The 23,793-nt window shown below is 71.7% G+C and carries 20 protein-coding genes; 9 read left to right on the top strand and 11 right to left on the bottom strand.

The window, feature by feature from the left end:
* Window positions 1–164 precede the first annotated feature (164 nt).
* Window positions 165–476, top strand: a complete 312-nt coding sequence (locus tag ACFYZA_RS11500; RefSeq protein WP_382597380.1) for a trypco2 family protein — start codon at window positions 165–167, stop codon at window positions 474–476.
* Window positions 466–3,423 carry a trypsin-like peptidase domain-containing protein gene (locus ACFYZA_RS11495; protein WP_388489517.1) on the top strand — a complete coding sequence of 986 codons (2,958 nt, stop codon included), beginning with the start codon at window positions 466–468 and terminating at the stop codon, window positions 3,421–3,423. Before ACFYZA_RS11500 ends, ACFYZA_RS11495 begins: the two co-directional genes overlap by 11 nt.
* A gap of 38 nt (window positions 3,424–3,461) precedes the next feature.
* On the opposite strand, the gene ACFYZA_RS11490 is transcribed toward ACFYZA_RS11495, so the two are convergent.
* The 7 genes from ACFYZA_RS11490 to sbnB form a co-directional block, all read right to left on the bottom strand.
* Window positions 3,462–3,803, bottom strand: coding sequence for an ArsR/SmtB family transcription factor (locus ACFYZA_RS11490; protein WP_382597376.1), 342 nt, complete (start codon window positions 3,801–3,803; stop codon window positions 3,462–3,464).
* An 80-nt stretch (window positions 3,804–3,883) separates the two neighbouring features.
* Window positions 3,884–4,570, bottom strand: coding sequence for a 4'-phosphopantetheinyl transferase (locus ACFYZA_RS11485; protein WP_388489514.1), 687 nt, complete (start codon window positions 4,568–4,570; stop codon window positions 3,884–3,886).
* The gene (locus ACFYZA_RS11480; protein ID WP_388489511.1) at window positions 4,567–4,914 is read right to left on the bottom strand and encodes an acyl carrier protein; all 348 of its coding nucleotides are present in this window, start codon (window positions 4,912–4,914) and stop codon (window positions 4,567–4,569) included. The genes ACFYZA_RS11485 and ACFYZA_RS11480 overlap by 4 nt, the downstream gene beginning before the upstream one ends.
* Complete coding sequence (locus tag ACFYZA_RS11475; RefSeq protein ID WP_388489509.1) at window positions 4,911–6,743, bottom strand: fatty acyl-AMP ligase; 1,833 nt, start codon at window positions 6,741–6,743, stop codon at window positions 4,911–4,913. The genes ACFYZA_RS11480 and ACFYZA_RS11475 overlap by 4 nt, the downstream gene beginning before the upstream one ends.
* A 279-nt stretch (window positions 6,744–7,022) precedes the next feature.
* Window positions 7,023–9,290, bottom strand: coding sequence for an MMPL family transporter (locus tag ACFYZA_RS11470; RefSeq protein WP_388489506.1), 2,268 nt, complete (start codon window positions 9,288–9,290; stop codon window positions 7,023–7,025).
* A 247-nt stretch (window positions 9,291–9,537) separates the two neighbouring features.
* Window positions 9,538–10,515, bottom strand: coding sequence for a 2,3-diaminopropionate biosynthesis protein SbnA (sbnA, locus tag ACFYZA_RS11465; RefSeq protein WP_382597366.1), 978 nt, complete (start codon window positions 10,513–10,515; stop codon window positions 9,538–9,540).
* Between the two features lie 15 nt (window positions 10,516–10,530).
* Window positions 10,531–11,589, bottom strand: a complete 1,059-nt coding sequence (sbnB, locus tag ACFYZA_RS11460; RefSeq protein ID WP_382597364.1) for a 2,3-diaminopropionate biosynthesis protein SbnB — start codon at window positions 11,587–11,589, stop codon at window positions 10,531–10,533.
* 315 nt (window positions 11,590–11,904) lie between these two features.
* Here sbnB and ACFYZA_RS11455 point away from each other — a divergent pair, with 315 nt between their 5' ends.
* The 3 genes from ACFYZA_RS11455 to ACFYZA_RS11445 are packed head-to-tail and all read left to right on the top strand — an operon-like array spanning window position 11,905 to window position 15,291.
* Entirely contained in the window at window positions 11,905–13,455 is a 1,551-nt protein-coding gene (locus tag ACFYZA_RS11455) for a tryptophan halogenase family protein (protein ID WP_388489503.1), read from the top strand.
* A 22-nt stretch (window positions 13,456–13,477) separates the two neighbouring features.
* Window positions 13,478–14,770: a cation:proton antiporter gene (locus tag ACFYZA_RS11450; RefSeq protein WP_388489500.1), complete on the top strand. Its 1,293-nt coding sequence runs from the start codon at window positions 13,478–13,480 to the stop codon at window positions 14,768–14,770.
* On the top strand, window positions 14,767–15,291 hold the full coding sequence (locus ACFYZA_RS11445; protein WP_382597358.1) for a flavin reductase family protein: 525 nt from the start codon (window positions 14,767–14,769) through the stop codon (window positions 15,289–15,291). Before ACFYZA_RS11450 ends, ACFYZA_RS11445 begins: the two co-directional genes overlap by 4 nt.
* Window positions 15,292–15,388: 97 nt before the next feature.
* Here ACFYZA_RS11445 and ACFYZA_RS11440 read toward each other — a convergent pair whose 3' ends face one another.
* The gene (locus ACFYZA_RS11440) at window positions 15,389–16,402 is read right to left on the bottom strand and encodes an ArsR/SmtB family transcription factor (protein ID WP_382597356.1); all 1,014 of its coding nucleotides are present in this window, start codon (window positions 16,400–16,402) and stop codon (window positions 15,389–15,391) included.
* A 265-nt stretch (window positions 16,403–16,667) separates the two neighbouring features.
* Entirely contained in the window at window positions 16,668–16,901 is a 234-nt protein-coding gene (locus ACFYZA_RS11435) for a hypothetical protein (RefSeq protein WP_382597354.1), read from the bottom strand.
* Between the two features lie 460 nt (window positions 16,902–17,361).
* On the opposite strand from ACFYZA_RS11435, the gene ACFYZA_RS11430 reads away from it, so the two are divergent.
* The 3 genes from ACFYZA_RS11430 (at window position 17,362) to ACFYZA_RS11420 (ending at window position 20,287) form a co-directional block, all read left to right on the top strand.
* Complete coding sequence (locus ACFYZA_RS11430; protein ID WP_388489496.1) at window positions 17,362–18,198, top strand: ArsR/SmtB family transcription factor; 837 nt, start codon at window positions 17,362–17,364, stop codon at window positions 18,196–18,198.
* 171 nt (window positions 18,199–18,369) lie between these two features.
* The gene (locus ACFYZA_RS11425) at window positions 18,370–19,164 is read left to right on the top strand and encodes a BTAD domain-containing putative transcriptional regulator (RefSeq protein ID WP_382597350.1); all 795 of its coding nucleotides are present in this window, start codon (window positions 18,370–18,372) and stop codon (window positions 19,162–19,164) included.
* A 154-nt stretch (window positions 19,165–19,318) separates the two neighbouring features.
* Window positions 19,319–20,287, top strand: coding sequence for a LysR family transcriptional regulator (locus ACFYZA_RS11420; RefSeq protein WP_382597348.1), 969 nt, complete (start codon window positions 19,319–19,321; stop codon window positions 20,285–20,287).
* Window positions 20,288–20,322: 35 nt separating this feature from the next.
* Here ACFYZA_RS11420 and ACFYZA_RS11415 read toward each other — a convergent pair whose 3' ends face one another.
* Window positions 20,323–22,254, bottom strand: coding sequence for an ABC transporter permease (locus ACFYZA_RS11415; protein WP_388489493.1), 1,932 nt, complete (start codon window positions 22,252–22,254; stop codon window positions 20,323–20,325).
* Window positions 22,254–23,045 (bottom strand): ABC transporter ATP-binding protein, encoded by a 792-nt coding sequence (locus ACFYZA_RS11410; protein ID WP_382597344.1) that lies wholly within the window; start codon window positions 23,043–23,045, stop codon window positions 22,254–22,256. The genes ACFYZA_RS11415 and ACFYZA_RS11410 overlap by 1 nt, the downstream gene beginning before the upstream one ends.
* A gap of 484 nt (window positions 23,046–23,529) precedes the next feature.
* On the opposite strand from ACFYZA_RS11410, the gene ACFYZA_RS11405 reads away from it, so the two are divergent.
* On the top strand, window positions 23,530–23,790 hold the full coding sequence (locus tag ACFYZA_RS11405) for an acyl carrier protein (protein ID WP_382597342.1): 261 nt from the start codon (window positions 23,530–23,532) through the stop codon (window positions 23,788–23,790).
* The last annotated feature ends 3 nt before the right edge of the window (window positions 23,791–23,793 follow it).

Genomic DNA, 23,793 nt, shown 5'->3' with positions numbered 1-23,793 from the left:
CTCGTGGAGGACACGCGGTGCAGGGACAACGCTAGCAGTCGTTTCGACTGTGATCCATTGAGGTTCCATTCAAGTCTCTTGTGCACACGTGCAGTTGAAACCCCTTGGGTAAGCTGCCAAGCACACATGCGCAGAGCGTGCGCAGCCGAGACGGGGGCAGAGGCGTGGACGACGCGGTGGAACTGGCGGACATGATCGCTCAGTTGCGGAGCGAGCTGAGCCGGGCCATGGCGGACGGGGAGGGCGAGGGGATCCGGTTCCAGGCGGAGCGGCTCGATCTCGAACTCACCGTGGGGGTGGAGCGGAGCCGGGAGCCCGGGGCGAAGGTGCGGTTCTGGGTGTTCGACGTCCACCACTCGGCGCGCTCCGCGCAGACGGTCACTCAGCGGATCATGCTCACCCTCAAGCCCGTGAGCGCGGGCGAGCCCGACCGGCCCGCGCTGATCTCGGGTGCCGAGCTGCTCGATGAGACCTGAGCCCGCGGCCGACGGGCGCGGGCTCGACCCGCATCGGATCGCCGAGGTCATCGTCGAGGCCGGCGGCGGCAGGAGGCGCGGCTCCGGCTATCGCATCGCCCCCGGTCTGATCCTCACCGCCGGCCACGTGGTGGCGGATGCGACCGCCGTGGTCGTACGGTGCGACGCCGACCGGGACGGGGAGTGGTCGGCCCCGGCGCACCTGGCCTGGGCGGGCCGGGACACCGACCTCGCCGTCCTGAGCGTCGTCGCTCCGGCGACCGCCCCCGCGCACGTCGAGCGGGCCCGTTTCGGGCGCATCGCGGACGACCGGCACGGCGTGATCGACGTGCACGCGGCCGGGTTCCCGCTGTGGAAGCGCCGCAGCCGCCCCGGCGGAACCTTCCGTGAGCTGCACCAGGCGGACGGGACCGTGGCGGCGCTGTCCAATCTGCGCACCGGCACGCTGGAGATCACCGTGGCTCCGGCCGGTGCCGATCCCGATCCGGGCGCCTCGCCCTGGGCGGGCATGTCCGGGGCCGCGGTGTGGGCGGGCGCCCGCATCATCGGGGTAGTCGCCGAACACCACCGCGCGGAGGGCGCGGGCCGGCTCACCGCGGTGCGCCTGGACCACGTCCTGCGCCGGCTCGACGCCACGGAGCGTACGGAACTGACCCGGCTGCTCGGCCTGAGCGACCGCGAACCCCTGCCGCTCGCCGAGCCGGGGGAGCCGCCGGGCGGCCGGGTGCCGGACCTGCGGGTGGTGGGCGTCCCCGTCGCGTACGGCATCGAGCTGTTCAAGAACCGCACCAGTGAACGCGACGCGATAGCACGGCACTTGAGCGATCCCGCGATCAGGATGGTGACCATCACCGGGCCGCGCGGCATCGGCAAGAGCGCGTTGGCCGCGAAGGTCATGGACCTCCTCGACCGCGGCGCGTGGCCGGGCACCGCCCAAGGGCCGCTGCCGTCCGGTCTGGTCAACCTCTCCACCCGTACGTCAGGGATCTCCCTGGAACGCCTCTACTTCGACTGCGCCCGGCTGCTCGGCCCGGAGCGCCTCGCCGAGTTGCGTGCGGCCTGGGCCGCGGGCGGGACGCCGCAGGACCGGCTGTCCGAACTGCACGCGGCCCTGGGCGAGCGTCTGGTCGTCATCCTCATGGACAACCTGGAGGACCTGCTCGACGACGACGGCAGCGTCGCGGACGAGGAGCTGGCGGTCATCCTCGACTGGCTCTTCCGGGTCCGCTCCACCCCGCGTCTGCTGGTCACCAGCCAAGTCCCGGTGCGCCTCGCACCCGAACTCCGGCGCTTCGCCGCCCACGTGGAACTCTCCGAAGGGCTCGGGCCCACCGAGGCCGCGGCCCTGCTGCGCGAACTCGACCGGGACGGCAGCCTGGGCATCGCGGAGCTCTCCGACGACGAGCTGCTGCACGCCGCCGTGCATGTGCACGGAGTGCCGCGCGCCCTCGAACTGCTCATCGGCGCGCTCGCCGACGACACGGTGCTGCTGCCCAGTCTCCAGGACGTACTGAAGGACTTCACCCGGCGCCACGACGTCGTGGCCGACCTCGCCCAGGACCGCTACAAGCGCCTCGACGAGCGGGCGCACGCCGTACTCGGAGTGCTCGCCGCACTGCGTACGCCCGTGCGGCAGGGCGCCTTGGAGGAGATCGTGGCCGGGCTCGACCCACAGCTGCCCGCGGCTCTCGTCCTCACCTCCCTCGTCCGCAGACATCTGGTCTCCGTGGACCGGGCGCACCGCACCTTCGCGCTGCACCCGCTGGACGCGGAGATCGCCTACGGACGGATGCCGCGGCAGGGACCCCACAGGAGGCAGGCAGTGGAACGTCGGATCGCGGACTGGTACGGGCGCCTGGCCCGGCCGCGCGGCGAGTGGCGCACCCTTGAGGACATCGAGCCGAACCGGCGCCGGTTCGACCATCTCGTACGCGCCGGCGACCACGACGACGCGGCGCGGGTGCTGGGCGAGATCAGCGAATGGCTCGTCTGGCACGGCTCGGTGCTGGCCGCGGTCTCGATGCACCTGGCCGTCGAGGGGCGCATCCAGGACGAGCGGGTACGCCTCGCCCACGCCGTCGCCTACGGGCACGCCCGGCTCAGCGCGGGCCCGATGGAACAGGCGGTACGGCTGTTCGGCGAGGCGGTGCTTCTGGCCGAGCGACTCGACGACCGGCCCGCGCTCCAGAACGCGCTGTTCGGGCTGGGCGACGCGCACCGCCAGCTCGGCGACCAGGGCGCGACGATCGCACCGCTCACCCGCGCCGCCGAGCTGGCCCGCGAGCTCGGCGACACCGAGCGCGAGGTGCACGCCCTGCTGTCTCTCAGCCTCGCCCACAGCTATCTGGGCGATGGTGAGAGCGCGCTGGCGGGCGCGGAGCGCCTGACCCAACTCGCCTCCGTTGAGGGCGACTTGCTCACGCAGGCCCGCGCGGGCAACGCCCGTACCATCGCCCTCCTCACCCTGGGCCGCTGGCAGGAGACCGCCGACGCGGGCGCCGAAACGGCCCGCGCCTACCGGGCGGCCGACAGCCGGGAGGCGATCGCCTACGCCCTCAACGCGCAGGGCATCGCGCTGCTGGCCCTGGATGCCCCGGCCCGCGCTGCCGCTGTCCTGGAGGAGGCCCGCCACGAGGCCTCGCTGATGGAGAACCCCAGGGCCGAGGGCGTCTGCCTGCTCAACCTGGCCTGGGCGTACTGGTGCGACGGCCGCACCGAGGACGCGGCCGCCACGGCCGAACGGGCCTCCGCGGCCCTGGACATCGCGGGAGCGGGCCAGGCGGCCGCGGCCCGCTCCCTCGCACAGGCGGCGCGAGCCCTGGCGACCGCCCCTGGCGAAGCCGCCGAAGCCCTGAACCGAGCGGCCGCCGCCCTGGACGGCAACGCGGAAGTCATCCGACCGGGGTGGGTCCTTGAGCGGGCCGGGAGGCCCGGGGGCGAGAGGTAGGGGGCGCACTGCTCCGGGTTCGCCGGGTCGCACTCCCCTCAGACGCCCTTCCGCCCGGCGTCGCCCGCTCCTGCCGCCCCGGCGGCCACCGCGTCCTCCGCAACCGCAGCCAAAATCGTAGCCACGTTCAAGTGCAGCTCGAACGGGGCCAGTTCGAAGTACTTCAGGGCCTTTCCGTCCGTGCTCAGTTCCAGGCTGCCCGATACCAGGCCCGCTTTTTCGAGGCGTTCCAGGTGCATGTAGAGGAGGGGGCGGGACATGTTCAGGCGGCGGGCCAGTTCGCTTACGTACAGGCGGCCTTCGGAGAGTTCCGCCACTACGCGCAGTCGCTGGGCGTGGCCGACCGCGGCCAGCACGGCCAGAAGCTCCTCGCTGGTCATGGCCCACCCCGTAGCATCCCGGAAACCTGTAGGCCGAGACTTTCCCATGCCAGGAACAGCTGTCAAACGTATGTATGGACCTACGTGGCGGAGGCGGCGGGGGGCGGCGCCGATACCGCTGTCAAAAGGAACTCCGGTGTGGCCAGCCAGCGGCCTTCGAAGGTGGTGGCCTCGGGGCGGCCGGGCAGGACGACCGCCCGGAACGTACGCTCCGTGCCGCCCAGCGTGACCTCGATGTCGTGGAAGCTGTTCGGTCGGACGCCCCCGCGCCTCACACCCTCCGGGAACCACGCCTTGAACGTGGCCTCCTTCGCGCAGAACAGCAGACGGTCCCAGTGGACGGACGGGTCCAGGTGGTGGAGGGCGGTGTGGCGGTGCCGCTCGGTGCTCAGGGCCACGGTGCTCAGTACGCCCTCCCTCAGCGGGCCGTTCGGTTCGGCGTCTATGCCCAGGGTTCGAAAGTCGGCTCGCCGGGCGGCCGCCGCCGCCCGGTAGCCCCGGCAGTGGGTCATGCTTCCAACGATGCCGGGCGGCCAGCGCGGGGCGCCCCACGTGTCGGGCAGCAGCGGGGCCGGGGGCAGGCCCAGGGCCTTCAGTGCCGCCCGGGCGCAGTGCCGCACCGTCGTGAACTCCCGGCGCCGGCCCACGCCCACCGCCGCCACCAGCGCCCTCTCCTCGGGGAAGAGGCCGGCTCCGTCCGGTCTTTCGGTGTCCCCGAAGTGGTCCGCCACCGCGATCGCCGGGTGGGGGAGGAGGGTCTCGATCATGCTGTGACGCTTCGTGTAGTCGACGGGGCCGAGCCCACCGACGGAGCCGAGCCCACCGGCTGAGCCGGCGCCGCTAGCGTCGCCACCACGTCCTGCGCCACCTCCGCCACGCTCGGGCGGTTCAGGAGCAGCGAGCGGTCGATCGTCACCCCGCAGCGTTCGCCCAGCCGGGCCGCCAGCCAAGTGCTGGTCACCGAGTCGATTCCGTAGGCGCTCAGGGGTACGTCTTGGTCGATCAGGTTCTCTGCCAACTCCAGGTGCGAGGACAGGAGTTGGGTCAGGTGGTCCTTCACCTGACATTCCGTTACGGGTGTCGGCTCCGGCGGCATCGCGCGGCTGCTCATGCGGGCTGGGTCCTTTCCGGGCGGCCGGGGGCTCCGGCTCGTCGGCTCGTCCACTGGGCGAGGAACGGCAGCCGGCCCGCCCGTACGTCCGTCGCGCAGTCCCGGCGCCTGGTCTTGCCGCTCGTCGTGCGCGGCACCTGGTCGCGGGCCACCGCGAACACGCTCACCGGGGCGGGCAGCGCCCTGGCGACCGCGATGCCCGCGGCGCGTACCGCGCGGGCCAGCACCTCGGGGTCCCGCTCCGCCGTCTCGACGACCACCGCGACGCCCGGCGCCGCGTCGTCCAGTGGCCACGCGGCCGCCCGCTGGTGCGCGAACGCCTCGTGCGCGGCGCCGGCCACCGCCTCCACGTCCTGCGGGAAGTAGTTCTCGCCGCCCACCACCAGGACGTCCTTCAGGCGGCCCGTGACGAACAGTTCGTCGCCGTCCAGGCAGCCCAGGTCGCCCGTGCGGACGAACGGCCCGTCCGCGTCCGCTCCCTCCGGGCGGGCCCGGAACGCCTCCGACGACTCCCTGTCCCAGTAACCCAGGCCATTGCCGGGCGAGTTGACCCAGATCTCGCCCACCGCGCCCGCAGGCAGCACCCGCAGTGTGGCCGGGTCGACGATGCGGATCCGTACGCCGGGCAGGGGCGTGCCGCAGCCGACGAGTTCGACGGCGGTGTCGGGAGAGGCCGCCGGGGCCGCCGTGCCCCGGGCCAGCGCGTCCCGGTCGTAGCGGCGGACCGGCGCCTCGTACAGCGGGCGGCCCAGGGTGACGCCGAGCGTGCATTCGGCGAGGCCGTATCCCGGGGAGAACACTTCCGTGCGGAAGAAGGAGGGGCGGAAGGCGTCCGTGAAGCTGCGCATCGTCTCCGCCCGCACCGGCTCCGACCCGTTCGCGGCCACCCGCCACGTGGACAGGTCGACCCGGCTCCGTTCGGCCGCCGGGATCCGCCGCACGCACAGCTCGTACGCGAAGTCCGGCGCGGCCGCGAAGACGTCCTCCTCGGCCTCGATCGCGCGCAGCCACACCATCGGATCGCGTACGAAGGTGCCGGGCTCCATCGTGACCGCCGCGGCACCGGAAACGAGCGGCAGCACGACGCTCGTGCACAGGCCCATGTCGTGGAAGAAGGGCAGCCAACTCACCACCGTGGTACCGGAGTCGACCTCGCAGCGATCCCGCAGGGCGGCCTGATTGGCCGTCAGGTTGTGATGGCTGATCACTACGCCCCGAGGGTCGCTCGTCGAGCCCGAGGTGTATTGGAGGAGCGCGACCGCCGTCGGGTCGAGGGCGAGGGGGTGGGGGAGTACGTCCTCGGCCGAGCCGGGCGTCGCCGTCCGCGCCAAGGGGATCGCGACGGGGATCGCGACCGGGGTCGTGCTGGGGGCCGCGCCGCCGTTGGCGTCCCTCACCATGCCCCCCAACGCGTCCTCCGCCGTCGACACCAGCACCGCGACCGCCCCGCAGTCCCGGACGATTGCCCCCAGACGGTCCGCGCGCTCCTTGGCGCGGTGGCCGCTGTCGGGCTCAAGTGGCATGACCGGTACGGCGATCCGGCCGGCGTAGAGGCACGCCAGGAACCCCACGGGGAAGTCGAGGCCGGGCAGCGCCGGGACGATCACCCGGTCGCCCGGGCTGCCCACCTCGCGCAGTGCGGCGGCCGTGGTGCGCACCCGGGCGAGGAGTTCGGCGGCGGTGCGGCGGGCGATCCGCTCGCCTTCCGTGCCCAGTGCGGTGAACACCGGGCGGGACGCGTCCGGGCCCGAGGCGCGCAACAGTAAGGCGGCCACGGGCGTTGCGGGGTAGGGCAGTTGGGGCGGACTGGTCGCAAGGGCCTTGTCCATGAGGGTGGCTCCTCTCAGCCGGCGCCGCGCGGGAATGCGCAGCGGCCTAGCCGTATGTCGCTGCTCGCGGCGACCCTCTGCCGATGGTGCCGCCCGGCACTGACGAGGGGCTGACGAGGCCCCGCCCGGGCTTCCGAAACGGCCCCCGACCCGCCCCAACAACCCCGAGCCGCACCAACAACTCCGACCCGCCCCAACTACCGTGAACCGGCTGCCTGGAAAAGGCCAGACGCCGAACCGGCGGGGGATTCCGGTCCGGCGTCCGTCTGGGGGACCCGGCTAGCCGTACGAGTCGGCCGCCGGGTGATAGGGGTACGGCGCTTCGGCCGCCGGAGCGGGGGCGGGCCCTCGCCGGGCCCGTCGCGCGGCGCGGGAGGGCCACCAGGCGGCGTCGCCGAGCAGCGCCAGGGCCGACGGCAGGATCAGGGCCCGGACGACGAAGCCGTCCAGAAGGATCGCCGCCGCCAGGCCGAACCCGAGCTGCTTCAGCCCGTCCGGACGCAGGAGCAGGAGGCTCGCGAACACCGGCGCCGTCACCAGCGCCGCGCCGCCGACCGCCCGGGCCGAGTGGCCGAGCCCGTCGGCCACCGCCTGCCGGGCCGGCACCCCCTTCAGGATCGCCTCCCTGATCCGGCTGACCACGAAGACCTGATAGTTCGTCGAGAGCACGAAAAGGATCGCGCAGAGGAACAGCGGTACGTGTGAGTCGATCGCGTCGGTGGGACCGGTCGTGCCCGAGCCCAACAGGGGTGCTGCGACGCCCTGTTGGAAGAAGGCGGTCGTCAAGCCGAATGACGCCCCCGCGGACAGCAGGTTGAGCAGTGCACCGAGCAGGGCGATGGCCGCCGAGCCGAAGGCGCACAGCGTCGTCGCGAAGGTCAGGAGGAGTAGCGACCCGGCCATTACCGGTAACTCGGCTTTTTCGGAGCCCAGTTGATCGGTCCGCCCGGCGACCGGACCGCCTGTCGCGAATTCGGCACCCTCGATCTTCCCGAGCGTCGCGGGGAGTACGTTCTCGCGGAGGTCCGCGAGGGAGGCCTGCGCCTGGGGGGAGTCCGGCCGGTACGGCACCGGGAGGGTCAGCACGCTGATCCGGCCGTCCGGGGTGGTCCGTACCGTGGGCGGGATCTTCGAGCGCGCGGGGTCGGCCCCGGCCCTGGCCGCTACGGCGTTCAGCGTGGAGCGCACCTCGGCCCGCTCGCCCGGGTCGTTCTCGCGTACCGCCACCCGGTGCTCGGCGAGGAGCTCGGGGAAGGCCTCGGTCAGCCGGTCGTGCGCCGCCGCCTCCGGGGTGGTCCGGGGGTGGCCGGACATGGGCGGGATCCGTAAGTGCGCGCCGAAGGCGGGGAGTGACAGGCCGAGCATCACCGGTACGGAGAGGAGGAGGGTGGCTGTCGGGCGGGCCTTCGCGGGGCGGACCAGTAATCCCCAAATGCCTTCAGGGGAATGCCTGTTGAGCTGACGCCTGTCGAGTCCGGGCGCGGCAGGCGTCCGGCGGTCCGGGCGTCGGCCCAGTACGACCAGGAGTGCGGGCAGCAGGGTCATCGAGCCCGCGACGGCGACCAGGGACACCACGATCGCGGCGGCGGCCAGCGCGGAGGCGACGGGGCCGCCCGCGAGGAACAAGGTGGCCATGGAGACGGCGACCGCGAGCCCGGACACCGCGATCGCCCGGCCCGACGTCGCGGCGGCGATCCCCACCAGGGCCTCGGGGTTGAGCCGGCCGTCCGCCAGGGCCCGTTCCTCGCGCTCCCGCCTGAGGTGGAAGAGCGTATGGGCGACGCCCAGCGCCACCCCGGTCAGCAGGATCGCGCCGCTTGCGACGCCCGCGTCCGGCACCACGTGCGACACCAGTCGGGACAGGCCGAGGGCGGCGGCGACCGAGGAGGCCGCGAGCAGCAGCGGCACCCCCAGCATGAGCGGTGAGCCGAACGCCAGGAACCCGGCGAACACGACGGCCACGGCGAGCGGGAGGGCGATCCCTCCCGGCGCCGACAGGTCGAAGGCGGACGAGGTCGACCCGGAGAGGACGTCATCGCGCGGCCCGTCCACGCCGTTCCCGGCCGAGTCGTCGCCCACCTCTTCGATGCGCAGTCCGGGGCGGGCCGCCCGTGACTCCGCCGTCACCCGCTGGAGCGGTTCGCTCGGTGATGCCAACTGCCCTTCGTGCAAGGTCACTTCGAGCATCAGTGTGCTGCCGTCCGACGAGCGGACCGGTGCCGCCACCCGCTCGACCCCGGGCAGCCCCCGCATCCGCCGCGCGATGTCCTCGGCGGCGCTCACCGCGGCCGCGTCCGGGGCGGATCCGGTTCGGTCGGTGATCGCGATCCGCTCGGTGGGTTCGGGCTGAAGGCCGCCCTCGGCGGCGATGGACTCGGCGCGGCCGGACTCGCCCACCCGGTGGTCCTCTGCGTCCATCTGGCGTGTACCGGCCGCGGCGCCGAGAGCCAGGCAGAGAGCTACGAACACGAACCAGCCGGCGATCGCCCGCCCCGGGTGCAGAGCGCTCCAGCTCGCCACCTTCAGGGTGAGTGGCTGATCCTTCACCGAGCCCCAGCTCCTTACGGAAGTCACTCCAACCCAACGGGTGTCAGTGGAGAATTACATGTGGCGTTGTGGAGCGTCAACCCTTGCCCGCCGGTCCCGGTGCGGCCCGGTCGGCGCGGGGCCGGCTCCCGTCATCCGATGGGCATGACGCGGCCCCCGTCACCTGTCGGAGAGGTGACGGGGGCCGTCAAATACCTTGTCGCACAAGGGATTTGACGGTGCGTGTCGTGCCGTGCGGAGACCGGGCTCAGCCCGCCCGGATCGGGCCGAGGTCCAGCGCGTGCGCTCCGTAGATGTCGCTCACCCAGTTGCTCTGGTAGATCGAATCGAGGTAGCGCTCGCCCAGGTCCGGGGAGATCGCCACCGCCGTGCGGCGGTCGGAGCCCCGGTGTTCGGCGAGCCAGCCGAGCGCGCCCGAGACGACCGTGCCGGTGGAGCCGCCGAACAGGAAGCCGCCGGCGGCCAGTCGGTGGGCGACCCGGATCGTGTCGATCTCCGGCACGTGCACCACCTCGTCCACGAACGAGGTGTCCAGGAGCTGCGGCCGCACGCCGGAGCCGAGGCCCGGAATCATGCGCGGCGCCGGCGGCCCGCCGAAGGTCACCGACCCCACCGAGTCGACGGCGACCACCGTGACCCGGCGGCCCGACTCCTTGAAGTAGCGGGCGCAGCCCATCAGCGTCCCCGTGGTGCCCGCGCCCACGAACAGCACGTCGAGATCCGGGAAGCGCTCCGCGATGGCGGGTGCCGTAGTGCGGTAGTGCGCCTGCCAGTTGCAGGGGTTGGCGTACTGGTTGAGCCACAGGTACCGGCTGTCGGACGCGCACAGCTGGCGTACGTGGTCGAGCCTGGCGCCGAGGAAGCCGCCCTCGGGGTCGGGCTCGGTGATGGTGTGCACCCGGGCGCCCATCGCTTCCATCAACCGTCTGGTGTTCAGGTTGCAGCGGGTGTCCGTGACGCACAGGAACTGGTAGCCGCGGCTCGCCGCGATCATGCTCAGGGCCACGCCGAGGTTGCCCGACGAGGACTCGACGATGACCGAGCCCCGGGTCAGCAGCCCCTTGCGCTCGGCGTCGGCGATCATCGCCCGCGCCGCCTTCAGCTTGATCGACCCGGCGAAGTTGAAGCCTTCGCACTTCAGGTACAGCGGAACGTCCAGGACGGACCGCAGGTCCACATAGAGATCCTCCGTGTGGAAGTCCTCGGGTACGGAGATCACCGGCACTTGGGCCCCCTCACCTCAGGAACGGCTGTCGGTCGCGGTGCGCCCATACCTGTCCACCTCGTGGAAGAAGCCGTCGATGACGCGCAGTTCGCCTCGGGCGGTCACCTCGTCGTACACGAACTTGCCGACCGCGAGGTCGAGCACGCCGAGTCCGAACGGGGAGAACACCACCGGGCGGTCCGTCGGTATCACCACCTTTCCCGCCATCACCTCGGCCAGTGTTCCGTCGATGAACTCCCTTGATCCGGTGCGCTGTTCGGTCAGATGGGGCGAGGTGTCGGCCTTCAGGCAGTGCTCGACGTCGTCGACGACGTTCGCCGAGGCGAGCAGGATCTCGGGCGCCAGGTCGCGCAGCGAGATGTTCAGGACGACCGGGTTGTGCGCGAACCAGGCGGGCTCGTGGACGTGCGGAGCGGCCGCGACGGTCGCGAAGACCACCAGGTCCGAGGAGCGGATCAGCTCCTCCGCGCTGTCGTGCACGGTGATCCGCCCGGTCTCGCCCGCCCCCTCCAGATAGGAGCGGAAGCCGCCCGCGTACTCGGCGGCCAGGTCGTGCACCCCCACCTCGTCGAAGCTCCAGCCGGTCCCGGCGAGGTAGGTGTGGATGTGACGGGCGATGAACCCGGTGCCGATGAAGCCGACCCTGCGCGGGCGCGGGCGCCCCCGCGAGAGCAGGTCGGCGCCGAGCGCGGCGGAGGCCGCCGTGCGCGCGGCGCTGATGATCGAGCTCTCCAGGCAGGCGAGGGGATAGCCCGTGTCGTGGTCGTTGAGCACCAGCACCGCGGAGGCACGGGGGATCCCCGCGGCCACGTTCTCCGGGAAGCTGGAGATCCACTTCAGCCCGTCGACCCGGTTCGCGCCGCCGATGGAGGCGGGCAGCGCGATGATCCGGGCGGAGGGACGGTCCGGAAAGCGCAGGAAATACGACGGTGGGTTGACCGTGTCGCCCTCGCCGTGCAGCCGGTAGGCGGCCTCCACCAGATCCATCGTGCGCTGCTCGTGGCCGGTCAGAACGCTGTGGACCTGCGAGCCGGGGATCACGGCGAACGGGGGGACGGTTTCTTCCTTTGTCATCCAAATCTCCATTGCAGCGGGCGGGCGGAGCGATTCCCACCCGGTAACCCCGCCTTTCATGCTCCCCAGGACCGCTGACAGTGGGCTGACGCCGGTTCTGGGCGCCATCGGCGGCCGGCTGCCCGCTTCCGCCGCGGATCTTGCCGAACAGTCCGCGCGGTCAGTCCCACCTGCGCCTTTCGGCCATCACTTAAGGATCTGGGCCCCGAGTTGACCCGCCCCTAGTCTCATTTCTCGGTGGCGCCACCCAAGAAATTCCGACAAGTGGGCCGGAGCCACTGGCGGAACTCGTGGACGACCGAACAGGAGTCACCAGTGCTCAACAAAGTCGTGATCGTGGGTGGCGGAACAGCCGGATGGATGACGGCCTCGTACCTCAAGGCCGCGTTCGGGGACCGAATAAACGTGACCCTCATCGAGTCCGGCAACGTCGGCGCGGTCGGTGTCGGCGAAGCCACCTTCAGCGACATCCGCCACTTCTTCGAGTTCCTCGGACTCAAGGAGAAGGACTGGATGCCGGCCTGCAACGCCACGTACAAGCTCGCCGTGCGGTTCGAGAACTGGCGTGAGAAGGGGCATTACTTCTACCACCCCTTCGAGCAGATGCGCTCGGTCAACGGCTTTCCGCTGACCGACTGGTGGCTCCAGCAGGGGCCGACCGACCGGTTCGACAAGGACTGCTTCGTCATGGCCTCGGTCATCGACGCCGGGCTCAGCCCCCGGCGCCTGGACGGCGCCCTCATCGACCAGCCCTTCGACGAGGGCGCGGACGAGATGCAGGGCCTGACGATGTCCGAGCACCAGGGCAAGACCCAGTTCCCCTACGCCTACCAGTTCGAGGCGGCCCTGCTCGCCAAGTACCTGACGAAGTACTCGGTGGAACGCGGCGTCCAGCACATCGTCGACGACGTCCAGCAGGTCAACCTGGACGAGCGCGGCTGGATCAGCGGGGTCACCACGGCCGAGCACGGCGACCTCACCGGTGACCTGTACATCGACTGCACCGGGTTCCGCGCGCTGCTCATCAACAAGGCGCTGAACGAGCCGTTCATCTCCTACCAGGACACGCTGCCCAACGACAGCGCGGTCGCCCTCCAGGTCCCGATGGACATGGAGAAGCGCGGCATCCTGCCCTGCACCACCGCCACCGCCCAGGACGCCGGCTGGATCTGGACCATTCCGCTGATGGGCCGGGTCGGCACCGGATACGTCTACGCGAAGGACTACCTCTCGCCCGAGGACGCCGAGCGCACCCTGCGCGAGTTCGTCGGGCCCGCCGCCGCGGACGTCAACGCCAACCACATCAAGATGCGCATCGGCCGCAGCCGCAATTCCTGGGTCAACAACTGCGTGGCCGTCGGACTTTCCAGCGGATTCGTCGAGCCGCTCGAATCCACCGGAATCTTCTTCATCCACCACGCCATCGAGCAGATCGCCAAGAACTTCCCCAACGAGGACTGGAATCCCAACCAGCGCCTGCTCTACAACCGTTCCGTGTCCCACGTCATGGACGGAATCCGGGAATTCCTGGTCCTGCACTACGTCGCCGCCAAGCGACAGGACACCCAGTACTGGCGCGACACCAAGACCCGGGTCATTCCCGACTCGCTGGCCGAGCGCCTGGAGATGTGGAAGACGCAGATCCCCGACTCCGAGAGCATTTACCCGTACTACCACGGTCTGCCCGCCTACTCGTACATGTGCGTTCTGCTCGGTATGGGCGGAGTCGAGGTGAAGCCGTCGCCCGCGCTCGCCCTGTCCGATCCCTCCGCCGCGGCAAGGGAGTTCGAGGCGATCCGCGACAAGACACGGCGGCTGACGGAGACACTGCCCAAGGCGTACGAGTACTTCGCTCAGCACCACTGAGCCCACGACGGGGGAGCGCGACATGGAATCGCTGAGAATCCTGGGGGACGCCCCGCGCGTCGCCCACGTCCTGGCGGCACTCGCCGCCATCCTGCTGATCGCCCTGGCGGGCCGGGCGCTCGCCAGGCTGCTGCGCCAGCCCGTGGTCATCGGGGAGATAGTCGTCGGGCTGCTCTCCGGGCCCGCCGTGATCGCCCTGTTCGGCCGGGGCACCCTGAACACGCTGCTGCCGGGCCCCGTGTTCGACGTGGTCAAACTGATCGCCCAGGCCGGCCTCGTGCTCTTCCTGGTCGGCCTCGCCCACAAGCTGGGGACGGACTCCGGCGGCCCGCGCCGCGGCGGCACCCTGTGGGTCGCGGTCGGGTCCCTGATCCCGCCGCTCGTCACCGGACTGCTCCTGGCCGGCCTCGTGCTGCTCACCGATGACGACGCGGCCCGTGGCAGCGCCCCGCTGCCCGCGTTCCTCCTGATGGTCGCGGTGTCGATGTCCATCACCGCCGTGCCCGTCATGGCGCGGATCCTGGAGGACCGCGGCATGACGCGGTCGGGGGCCGGGCAGACGGCGCTGGCCGCGGCCATCGTCATCGACGCGGCCGGCTGGCTGCTGCTCACCCTCGCCATCAGCCTCGGCAAGGGAAGCCTCGCAGGACTGCTGCACTCGGTCCGGGCGCTCGGGCTCGGCGTCCTGTGCGCACTGGCCGTGCGCTACGGCCTGCGCACCCGGGTCGCCAGGACCGCCTGCGTGCGGCTGCCGCGCACGGTGACGGTGCTCCTCGGCTCGGTGGCCCTCGTGGTCGCGATCGCCATGGACCACCTCGGCATGACGGCGATCCTCGGGGCCGCCCTGGTCGGCTTCTCCATCCCCGGTGGTGAGGACGCGCCCTGGGAGGGCGCGGTCGCCTCCGTCTCGCGGACCGGCGCGGTCCTGGCGCCCGCCTTCTTCGTGGTCACCGGGATCACCGTACTCACCCGCTCGTTCGCCGACACCTCCTGGCAGCTGATCGCCGCGGCCCTCGTGCTCGGCTGCCTCGGCAAGGGGGTCGGGGGCTATCTGGGGGCCCGCCGGGGCGGCCGTACTCCGGAGACCGCCCGCAAGGTCGCCGTGCTCATGAACACCCGCGGTCTCACCGAACTCATCGCCCTGCAGGCCGGGTTGAGCGCGGGGATCCTGACCGGTCCCCTCGTCCTCGCGCTGATCGTGATGGCGCTGACCACGACGGCCATGACGGGACCGCTGCTCACTCTCCTCGACCGGGGCGAGCGCCGCCTCACCACCGGGGCGCTCGCCGTAGCGACAGAAAGCAGTGTCCGATGACCGAACACACCGTCAACGTAGAAGCGGTGGCCGACCGGACGACGCCCGACCGCTTCCGCGCGATGATGAGCGGTTTCCCCACCGGGGTCGGCGTGGTCACCAGCACCGGCCAGGACGGGGCGCCACGCGGCATGACGTGCTCCTCGGTGTGCAGCGTGACGCTCAAGCCGCCCACGCTCCTGGTCTGCCTGCGCGAGGGCAGTCCCACCCTGGAGGCCATCCTGGAGCGGGGCACCTTCGCGGTGAACCTGCTGCACGAAGGCGCCCAGGAGACGGCCGAGCTGTTCGCCTCCGGCAACCCGGAGCGCTTCCACATGGTGCCGTGGGAGCAGGAGGCGGATTCGGGCGGCCCGCACCTGGTGCGCGACGCCCACACCGTCGCCGACTGTGACGTGAGCGCCCTGCACCGCACCGGCGACCACGTCACCGTGTTCGGCGAGGCCCGCCTGATCACCCAACGGCACGGCCTGCCACCGCTGTTGTACGGACTCCGCCAGTTCCGCCACTGGTCCCGGCTCTGACGCCCGGGATCCGACGGAACGGCCAAAAGGTCCGGCCCCCCACCGTGGGGGGCCGGACCTTTCAAATGGGCTGCGGCGGAAGCGAGTTGACGTTACGTCAGGAGACGTGCTGGCCGACCGGCTGTGGGACGCTGTCCAGGGCGCGGCGCCACATCTCGGACGCCGTGGCCTGCGCCGGCACCCGGTCCGTGGTGGAGCGCGTGGGCAGGCCGTCGAGGAGGGCGAGGCCCAGCGGGGTCACCGTGTGCAGGACGGTGTTGCGGATGCGGCGGGTGGTGATCAGGCCGGTCTGGCGCAGCACCGTGGTGTGCTGGCTGGCGCCCGCCGCCGAGATGCCGAGGCGGTGGGCGAGCTGGCTGGTCGTGCAGGTGGCCCGCAGCACCCGCAGGGCGGCGGCCCGTGTCTGGCCGACCAGCGCGCCGAGCGACTGCGCGCTGTCGTCCGGCGCGTCCCACAGGCTCGCGGCGCGCTGGACGTCCGGCGGCGCGGCGAAGGCGAGGACCAGTTCACCGCCCTCGCTCCGCCGGCCCGTCAGCTGGGCCGGGCGGTGGTTGAGGAACACCGAGGGGGTGAGCGCGAGGCCGCGCCGGTCGAGGTAGATGTCCTCGTCGGGGCCGCCCGGGATCTCCAGGACCTGCGAGCGCCACTTGATCTTCGGGTGCAGGGTGGCGAGCAGCAGCCCGAGGCCGCCGGCCATCACCACCCGCCCGCGTGCCTCGCACTCGACCTCCAGATACGCCTCCATGTGGTCCCAGTACGGGGCGATCGCCGCCTGCCACACCTCCGAGAGCCCCGCCGCCTCGCGGTAGGCCGACAACTGGGCTGCCAGCGCATCCTGTTGGGAGGGATCGTGGGCGGCGTGGCCCTCGGTGCCGCTGTGCTCGATCAGCCCCAGCAGCACCTCGGGATCGCTGACGACGCTGACGCCGCCCGACCGTAAGCGCGGCCACGCCGGGAGGCGGGTGGCGACCTGCTTGCGCCAGCGCGCGTACGCCGGGGTGACGCCCCGGCCAAGGAGTCCGTAGGCGAAGGCCGTCTCGATCAGCGGCCCGGCGGTGGTCTTCAGCCGGGTCTTGGCTATATCGGCAGCGGTGAAGTGAATGCGTTGCATAACTGCCCCCGTTGGTAAGCGCGTTCGCGAAAGGAACGGTCAGGCCGACAGGCCGTTGAGCGTCATCAAGACGTCGTCGAGCGTCGCCGAGCGCGATGAGGACCAGGCGCCTCCTTGGGACTGCGGACCGGCCGCCGGACCGCTCTTGGCGTCCGTGCGCCGGCTGCTTCACGCGGGCGAGTCGTAGGAAGATGCGGGTTCGTACGGCCCGTGCCCTCATGCTTGCCGGGCCCGCTGACGCGGAGCTGACAGCCCGGAGGGATGCTCAGTCGACGCTGCGCAGCAGGGTTTCGACCGACTTCACGCGGTCGTCGAGCTCGGCCAGCTGGCCGCGCAGAGCGCCCTGGCTGGCCACCGCGTTCTCGGCGAGCCTGCGGTACTCGGCCATGGCGACGGCGTCGGCGCGATGCCGCTGCAGACGGAAGTACGCGACCACACTCGCTGTGATGCCGCCGATGACGATCAGGACGATGGCAATGGCGACAACGGCGCCGGTCATGTGGGTGTCCCCTCGGGTCCGTCGAGTCATCTTTGCCCGTGCCATCAAGGATCGTATCCACGTCGGCGAAACTGTCAGCACCGCCTCAGCCGGATCGCGGCCCGTGCGGAGCATGGTGCAACTGCCGTACTGCAGAGGTCAGTTGACGTTTCTGGCAAGCCTCACGACGGGCATCCGGCCGGGCCCCGTCCGCGTACACCCCGGAGCGGTTCCTCCTCGTCCCGCTGTGGCATCCCGGCCGCCCGCTCGGCCCCTGCCCGTCTCGCCCGGTACGTCCACCGGACCCACCGCGTCCTTGCCAGGAGCTTAAGCGCTTGCTGTCGACTTCGGTGCTCCGCACAGCAATTGGAGGGCGAACGGTATGGCCCGCGGTCAGTCGTGCGTCAGGGGATGGCCGGAACCTGAGGTGTCCGGTGCGCGCGGCCGGGACACATCGGATGGGACAAACGGGGGCGACACTGTGCAACGGATCCATTTCTCGGCGGCCGACCTGGCCAGAACCCGGCTCAGGGCCGGCGTCGGACCCCTGGTCGAGACGGCCTTCGCGGCCGGGCTGCTCGGCCGGGGCGTCAACGCGCCCTACCTCCGCTGGCACCGGCAGCTGACCAAGCGGCTGCCGCTGTGGTCGGTGCACGGGCAGGACGGCGGGATCGACCTGCTCGACGTCTGGCGGGCCGCGGTCGCCCCGTACTGGGAGAACCTGCACGCCTATCTGGAGGCCGAGTGCGAGGCGCGGGGCCGGACCGTGATGGCGGGCGGGGTCGAGCAGCTGATGGCCACGATGCACGCCCGCACCACCTGGGCCCCGCCCGTACTGGAGATCCCCGGCGGGCCCGACGAGGACATCGTGCTCGGCGGTACGGGCCTGGTCCTGGCCCCCTCGGTGTTCCTCAACCACCGGCCGGCCCAGCTCATCCACTCGCTCGATGGCGGGGCCCGGCCGACCCTGGTGGTCTCCGCGCCCCCGCAGCCGCACGAGGCGGCGGCGCTGTGGGCGGAACCCGACGACGACACCGCCGAGGCGCTCGGGGCGCTGGTCGGCCAGACCAGGGCGGCCGCCCTGCGCGTGCTGCGCGGCGCGTGCACCACCTCGGAACTCGCGGACCGGCTCGGCATTTCGCCGGCGGGCGCGAGCCAGCACACCGCGGTGCTGCGCCGCACCGGCCTGATCACCAGCCGCCGTGTCCGCAACTCGATGCTGCACACCGCGACCCCGCTGGGGCTCGCCCTTCTGGACGGCAGACCGGGATTCGTCCCCGGTCAGCGGGCGCATACCAGGTCATTAAGCGTCCAATGAACATCACAGATGGGCCACCTGTCGTATTTCTCTGACGCATGGACCACCGGCCGGCGGGCGCTGCGAAGCCATACTGATGGCGCTCGTATTCGCGGCGAGGTGGTATTTCCCCCGGCCGAATCCACCTGGGCATCATGTGCCGAGTCCGCGAGTTGACATGGGGGTCGTGCTATGGAAATCAACGTTCTTGGTCCGCTTTACCTCGCGCACGGAAGCAAGCGGTACACGATGGCCTCGAAGCGGGCGAGCGTGGTCCTGACGATGCTCGCTCTCTCGCCCGGCGTACCGGTCAGCTCCGACCGCATGGTCGACGAGCTGTGGGGCGAGCAGCCGATGGCGAACGCCCGCAACGCACTTCAAGCCAATGTGAGAAGGCTGCGCAAATTGCTGCAGTCGGTGACCGGCACGACCGAGCCGCTGCGCACCGTCAGCAGCGGATACCTGCTCGACGTGCCCGCCGCCGGAGTGGACGCGCACCGCTTCCTCGAACTGGCGAACGCCGGCGCCGAACTCGTCGACCGGGACCCGCACCGGGCCATCGTCACGCTGGAGTCGGCGCTCGCGCTGTGGCGCGGGCCCGCCCTGATGGACGCCCGGGACGGCATGCGCTGCCGGATCCAGGCCGACCACCTCGAAGAACGCCGGATCACCGCCTACGAGGACCTCACCGCGGCCAAGCTCTCCGTGGACGCGGCGCGCGTGCCCGTCTCCGAGCTGCGGCAACTGGCCGTCGAGCACAGCGGGCGGGAGCGGCTCAGCGAGCTGCTGATGCTCGCCCTCTACCGGGACGGCCGGCAGGCCGAGGCCCTGGAGATCTTCCACGGCGCGCGCCGGCGGCTCGCCGTCGATCTGGGCCTCGAACCCGGCCGCGCGCTGCACCGGGCGTATCAGGCGATTCTCCGCCAGGACGAAACGCTCGGCGAGCCGCGTTGTGTTCTGGCACATGCCCTGCCCGCGGCCGGCTGACCGATTTCCACTGCATTCCCCCGATGCGGTCCGGCGGCCCACGTCCGCGCCGGACAACGATATGGACTGAACCAGTGCGTCCTGTTAGCGTGCGACCGGTCCGGGCCTCTTGCCGGATGGACGTCCGCGGGTGTCGGTCGCGAACGGGGGATAAGTGAACGTCGAGTTACGTCATGCCAGGATCGTGATGGCCATCGACTGTGCCGGAAGCATATCCAAGGCAGCGGTGGAATTGAATCTTCCGCAATCGAGCCTGACCGCACAATTGCACCGTATTGAAAGAGCCATCGGCGGCGAACTATTCGTGCGCAGCCGCTCGGGCGTAATCCCCACCTCACGCGGCGAACGCCTGCTGCCGCTGCTCGCCGACCTCGTGCACCAGGCGGACCTGGTGATCGCCGAGGCCAGCGCGTACTCCTCCGAGGTGTTCCGCTTCGGGAACGCGGAGTGGACGCCACCGTCGCTGCGCACGGTCCTCCAGGAAGCGCTGCCCGTCGGCGAGGTGCGCAGCGAGACCCTCGCACCGGCCGCGGCCGTGGCGGCGGTGCGCGGCGGGGCCCTCAACGCGGCCCTGGTGCCCAGCATGGCGCTGATCGCCCCGGCCGATGTGCTGGAGCCGGCCCTGGCCAAGACCGTCATCGTGCGCGAACCCGTCTGGCTCGCCGTGCCGCGCGGCCACGCGCTGGCCGACCGGGCCGGGGTGGGCGTGGCCGACCTCGCCGGACTCACCTGGGTCCGTTACGCGCGTGACCACTGGTTCCACCCCATCGAGAAGCACCTGTTCGCCAAGTTCGACCACGCCGACCCCGAGGTCCTCCACTACGTGGACGGCCACCACGAGGCGATGAACTGGGTGCGGGACGCGGGCGCGGCCGCCCTGACCACGCCGACGGGAGCGACCAAGGAGGTCGCGCTCGTGCCGGTGAGCGGCACCGCGAGCACCGAGATGCTCCTCGTGTGGCGCAGCGACTCGCTCGCCCGGAGCACCCTGCGCAGCCTGGTGGACACGGTGCGCCGCTACTACTGCGAGTACGCCAGGACCATCGCCCGCTACTGGTCGTGGATCGCCCAACACCCGGAGTCCTTCGCGGAGTTGAGACCCTTCCTGCCGGACGCCGCCTGAGTGGTGCCCGGCAGGACGTGCCGTCCCGGCGCGGATCACGGCAGGGCCAGCACCTCGGCCGGCCGGGTCCGCAGCGCCATGCGGGTGGGTAGCAGGGTAGCGATCAGGGTCAGCGCGCCGACGCCGGCCACGATGGCCAGATAGGCAAGGACCCCGCCGCCCGGCACCCACGACCCGTCGAGCGCGAGACTGAACGGCACCAGGGTGGCCAGCGCGACGAACGAGCCGAGCACGATGCCCATGACCGCGACCATCGCCGCCTCGACCGTCACCATCCGCAGGATCTGCCCCGGCGTCGCACCGACCAGACGCTGCAGCGCGAACTCGCCGCGCCGTTCGGCGGCGGCCACCACCAGCGTGTTGACCAGGGAGATCACCGCGTATCCGATGATGGTTCCGGCGAGCAGATAGTTGATCCACGCACTGGTCGCCTCGCCTCCGCCGCCGGCGTCCGAGCTGAGCTGGAGGTAGATCAGCGCGGTGGCGAGACCGGTCGCGAGCACCACCGGGGTGACCGCGCCGGCGGTACGGATCCTGCGGGCCCGGGCGTTGTCGGACGCCAACTCACCTGCCAGGCCCGGCAGCAGGCGCAGCGGTGGACGCAGCACGGCGAGCAGTACCCGGGTCGGTCCCGGGGCGATCAGCGCGACCCCGCCCGTCCACAGCATGGCGGCGGGCCCCGCGGTGCTGGAGGCGACCTCGCCGCTCATGACGGTCGCGGTGACGAACGCGAGCGCCCCGGCCCCGCCGAAGCAGAGCAGCGCGCACACCAGGCGCGGCGCGCTCAGCCAGCGGCTGGGCAGCGCGGACTCGGCGAGGGCGGCCGTGGGCGGGGCGAGGGCGGCGCGGCGCGAGGCGATGAACGCCGCGGCGATGGCGGAGAGGAACGCGGTCCCGGCGGCGATCACCAGGGGAATCCACCCGGCCCGGTAGACGATCTCGGAGTCCACCACACCGGCGTCGGCCAGCTGATGGAGCATCAACTCGCCCGCCGCGCGCCCCGGGAAGAGGGCGAGCACGGTCGCGAGGACACCGACGATCAGCGTCTCGCCCACCACCATCCGCCGGATCTGACCGGGCAGCGCGCCGATCGCGCGCAGCAGGGCCATCTCCCGCATGCGCTGCTGGATGAGGACGGCGAGGGTGGACCCCACGACGAACACCGCCACCATGGCGGCGATCCCGCCGAAGACGGCGGACATCGAGATCAGGGGAGAAGCGCCGCCCTCGGAGCCGGGGAACTCGACGGTTCCCCGGTTCTCGCCGGTCACCGCCGTCGCGTCGAGACCGTGCAGCGTGGAGGCCAGACTCCGCTGCAACTCCGCCGCGGATACGCCGGGTTGGGGAAGTACGGCGATGGCGTCGACCTTGTCCGGGGCGCCGCGCAGCTGCCGCGCCCGCGCGTCCGTGAAGTACAGGGAGGTGCCCGTCCCGGACGAGGAGCGCACCACACCGCTCACCCGCACGGACACCGGCGTGCCGCCGACGGTGAGCCGCAGCCGGTCGCCGGGCCGCACGCCGAGCCGGCCGGCGAGGCGCGCGTCCACGGCGGCCTGCCCGGCCGCGCGCGGCTCGGCGCCCTCGGCGAGCGGGGCGCCGGCCAGCAGGGCCGAGGACCAGCCGTGACCGGTGAGTCCGTCGTCCGCGCTCGCGCCCTTGTCGGGGGCGAGCGCCGGGAACGACACGTCGGCCAGGGCCCGCCGGACGCCCGGGACGGCCGCGATCCTCGCGGTGAGCGAGGCGTCGAGGCGGTCGTAGGCGAGGACCAGGTCACCGTGGTCGGACGTGCCCCGGGCCACCACGACCGGGGCCGCGGCGAAGCGCTGGGGCGGCACGTCGGCGCGTACGCCGGTCTCCATGAGGCCGCCGCAGGCCGCCAGGATCAGGGCGCCGAAGAACAGCGCGACGAAGGAGGCGAGGAAGCCCCCCTTGCGGAAGCGGAGCGTCTGCAACGCCTGGCGGAACATCACAGGGCCCCTTTGAGGGAGTGGGTGCCGGGCAGGTCGCCCCAGGCGCCGAGGTGGGTCATGCGTTCGGCGATGGTGTCGGCCGACGCTCCGTACAGCTCGTCGACGACCTGGCCGTCGGCGAGGAAGACCACCCGGTCGGCGTGGGAGGCGGCCACCGGGTCGTGCGTGACGACGATCGCGGTCTGCCCGTCGTCGCGCACCGCCGCGCGCAGCAGGCGCAGCACTTCCAGCGCGGTGCGGGTGTCCAGGGCGCCGGTGGGCTCGTCGCCGAACAGGACGGCGGGGTCGGTGATCAGGGCGCGGGCGATGGCGACCCGCTGCTGCTGGCCCCCGGACAGCTCGCCGGGCCGGTGCCCGATCCGGTCGGCGAGGCCCACCCGCTCAAGGGCCTGGACGACGCTGCCGCGCGCGGGCCTGCGCCCGGCGAGCCGCAGCGGCAGCGTCACGTTGTCCTCGACGGTGAGCGCGGGCAGCAGGTTGAAGGCCTGGAAGACGAAGCCGATGCGCTCGCGCCGCAGCTTGGTCAGCGCGCGTTCGTTCAGGCCCGACAGGTCGAGCCCGTCGAGGGTGACCGAGCCGGAGGTGGGCCGGTCCAGGCCCGCGGCGCACTGGAGCAGCGTGGTCTTGCCGGAGCCGGAGGGCCCCATCACGGCGGTGAAGGTGCCGCGCCGGAAGGCGACCGAGACACCGTCGAGGGCGACGGTGCGAGCGCGTTCGGAGCCGTAGGTGCGGCGGACTTCGCTCAGCACGACGACGTCGTCCGGGCCGTGCGGCCCTGTGCGGTTCATCAGATCGACTCCCTGGTCGGATGAGTACTGCCGGTCGTCGGGGACTGCGGAGGGTGTTCCGCAGGGACGCGGGGGGAAGGCAACTCGCTTGGTGTGACGGGGAGTTGAGGTGAACCCCGGCCGTTCGCGCGGCGATCGGGCCGCGTACACGCCCACACTGACGCCGTCGGTCACGTACAGGTTGAGGGGTGCGGCGAGGATTCCACTTTCGGGTGAGGAGCCGTTGGCACGTGCGGGGCGGGCGCCCACGATGGCGGCGTGGTGCCGCCGGGGACCAGGTGTTTCACGCTGCGCTGAACAACGCCGGTCACCGGCCCGCGACGAGGGTTCACGAGGCCGGGTCGTGGCGGCTTCGCACGTGATTCCCGGCGCCCCGGCGGGGGGTGGGAGTCAGCCGACCGTCAGGTCCGCGTCAGCGCCGGCGAGAAAACTCCTCGGTATCCACCCGGTACCCCAACCACTCGCATCTCACATGGGAGGCGCAATGCCCAGCACGGTCGCCATCACCGACGAACAGCGCGCTCAGATCCAGGAGATCGTCTGCGAGATCCTGGAGATCGAGCCCGCCGAGGTCACGGACACGAGCCTCTTCAAGGAGGACCACAACGCCGACTCGCTCGGCGCGATCGAGATCCTCTCGTCCCTCGAGCGCACCTTCCAGATCGAGATCGACCAGGCCGAGCTCGTCCGGATGGTCAACATGGACGGCGTGGTCGCCGTGGTGCGCGAAGGCCTGTCCAAGTAGGTC

The organism is Streptomyces sp. NPDC001828 (assembly GCF_042892175.1).
Classification (GTDB): domain Bacteria; phylum Actinomycetota; class Actinomycetes; order Streptomycetales; family Streptomycetaceae; genus Streptomyces.
Note: the sequence above shows the minus strand (reverse complement) of the source record. Positions and strands in the feature narration are given on the sequence as shown.

Excerpts from the sequence above, each read along its gene's own strand:
- ACFYZA_RS11495 (WP_388489517.1), top strand. The coding sequence starts at position 466 with ATGAGACCTGAGCCCGCGGCCGACGGGCGCGGGCTCGACCCGCATCGG.
- ACFYZA_RS11490 (WP_382597376.1), bottom strand. The coding sequence starts at position 3,803 with ATGACCAGCGAGGAGCTTCTGGCCGTGCTGGCCGCGGTCGGCCACGCC.
- ACFYZA_RS11485 (WP_388489514.1), bottom strand. The coding sequence starts at position 4,570 with ATGATCGAGACCCTCCTCCCCCACCCGGCGATCGCGGTGGCGGACCAC.
- ACFYZA_RS11480 (WP_388489511.1), bottom strand. The coding sequence starts at position 4,914 with ATGAGCAGCCGCGCGATGCCGCCGGAGCCGACACCCGTAACGGAATGT.
- ACFYZA_RS11475 (WP_388489509.1), bottom strand. The coding sequence starts at position 6,743 with ATGGACAAGGCCCTTGCGACCAGTCCGCCCCAACTGCCCTACCCCGCA.
- sbnB (WP_382597364.1), bottom strand. The coding sequence starts at position 11,589 with ATGACAAAGGAAGAAACCGTCCCCCCGTTCGCCGTGATCCCCGGCTCG.
- ACFYZA_RS11450 (WP_388489500.1), top strand. The coding sequence starts at position 13,478 with ATGGAATCGCTGAGAATCCTGGGGGACGCCCCGCGCGTCGCCCACGTC.
- ACFYZA_RS11445 (WP_382597358.1), top strand. The coding sequence starts at position 14,767 with ATGACCGAACACACCGTCAACGTAGAAGCGGTGGCCGACCGGACGACG.
- ACFYZA_RS11440 (WP_382597356.1), bottom strand. The coding sequence starts at position 16,402 with ATGCAACGCATTCACTTCACCGCTGCCGATATAGCCAAGACCCGGCTG.
- ACFYZA_RS11435 (WP_382597354.1), bottom strand. The coding sequence starts at position 16,901 with ATGACCGGCGCCGTTGTCGCCATTGCCATCGTCCTGATCGTCATCGGC.
- ACFYZA_RS11425 (WP_382597350.1), top strand. The coding sequence starts at position 18,370 with ATGGAAATCAACGTTCTTGGTCCGCTTTACCTCGCGCACGGAAGCAAG.
- ACFYZA_RS11415 (WP_388489493.1), bottom strand. The coding sequence starts at position 22,254 with ATGTTCCGCCAGGCGTTGCAGACGCTCCGCTTCCGCAAGGGGGGCTTC.
- ACFYZA_RS11410 (WP_382597344.1), bottom strand. The coding sequence starts at position 23,045 with ATGAACCGCACAGGGCCGCACGGCCCGGACGACGTCGTCGTGCTGAGC.
- ACFYZA_RS11405 (WP_382597342.1), top strand. The coding sequence starts at position 23,530 with ATGCCCAGCACGGTCGCCATCACCGACGAACAGCGCGCTCAGATCCAG.